We start from the raw sequence: 1,461 nt of genomic DNA, 5'->3' as shown, positions 1-1,461 counted from the left end.
CACACCCACCGACCCGGCATCGACCGAAGAGGGAGTGATCGTGAGATCCGCGAGTTCGTGGAGCGTCATGCCCGCAGGGCCGCCGAGGAGGTGGCCGAGGAACACGGTGAACGCCGCTGCGTGCTGGCCGGCCGCGTCTGTCGGCACGAGCGGAGACCGGCCGGAGATATCCATCCGCAGGCCCCGTCCCGGGCTCCCGAAGACGGAGAGATCCAGCGCACCGGTCGGGCCGGGGTTGATCAGCTCCGTGATCCCCGCGACCTTTCCGAAGACCGGTGTCGTCCTGAACATCTTGATGTTGACCGAGGGCAGCGACAGGTAGGAGAGCTCTCCTCCCTGCCAGAGACGGGCGAGCTGATGATCCTCGATCGCGGAGTTGTCCCGTAGATCCCGGACCTGCGATCCCACCACCGACAGCACCTCGGCGAAGGTGGCGCCCGGGCGCAGAGCGGTCGCGACGGGCAGCGCGCGGGCGACCGCGCCCGGCACGCGCAGCGACTCCGGCTCGCCGCGCATCATCGACGGTACCCGCACCGCGAGGTAGTCCTGGTTCCCGGCAAGGGCCGTATACAGCCCCCACGCGGTGATGACGAGATCCGTCCACGTGCTCCTTGCCTGGCGCGCCAGCGCGCGCAGGCGATCATCGGCCCCCGCCGGAAGCGCCACGGGAACAGGCCGGTACGAGAACGAAAACAGATCAGCGGGCGTGCTTCCCGTGGGCTCGGAAAACGCGTCGACAGCAAGCACATCACGCCAGTGACCGACGATGCCGGACCCACCCGGCGTCGATGCCGACCCCGCGACGAGATCCTCCAGGCGACCAAACCACCTCGGCGGCGCGGGGGTTGCATCGACCGCAGCCGAGTACAGCTCCGCGACCCGACGGATATAGAGAGACGTGCCATACCCGTCAAGCAGGAGATTATTCGTCGTGAACGACCACACCCACCCGCCGCCGACACGCTTGAACAGCGTCGACGATGTGAGATCCTCAGCCGCCGAAACCTCCCGCGCACTCACCCCGGCGCGGACCACAGACCGGATCTCCTCGTCTGTGAGCACCTCCTCGGAAACCACCGTCCGCAGAGACAGCCTCCCGCCGACCGACTGCGAAGGAGCCCCGTCATCGTCATAGATGACCGCCCGCAGCGCCTCCGTCTCCGCGAACGCCCCGCTCACCGCGTCGGCGAACGCCCCGGCATTGATAGCCCCGTCAAGCCACACCAGGTCGCACACACAGAACGCAGCAGAACCGGGGAACAACCGCTGCGCCGCCCAGTTCCCGCGCTGAGCAAACGAGAGAGGCAACCGCCTCCCACCACCCACCCCCCGACCGGAAGGCGCCTCTTCTCCAGCCGATGGACTCCCCGCATCCTCACGGGAATCCCCGCCCCCGCTCATCGCGAACCCTCACCGCGCTGACCATCCATACCACCAGTGTAGGGTAACCTAACCTAAATT

At 67.6% G+C, this 1,461-nt stretch carries 1 protein-coding gene; it reads right to left on the bottom strand.

The features are described 5' to 3' along the window. The coding region (locus E0504_RS49520; RefSeq protein ID WP_165938892.1) for a condensation domain-containing protein at positions 1-1,308 on the bottom strand (1,308 nt) is incomplete at its 3' end. Positions 1,309-1,461 lie beyond the last annotated feature (153 nt).

Source organism: Parafrankia sp. BMG5.11 (assembly GCF_004337455.1).
Note: the sequence above shows the minus strand (reverse complement) of the source record. Positions and strands in the feature narration are given on the sequence as shown.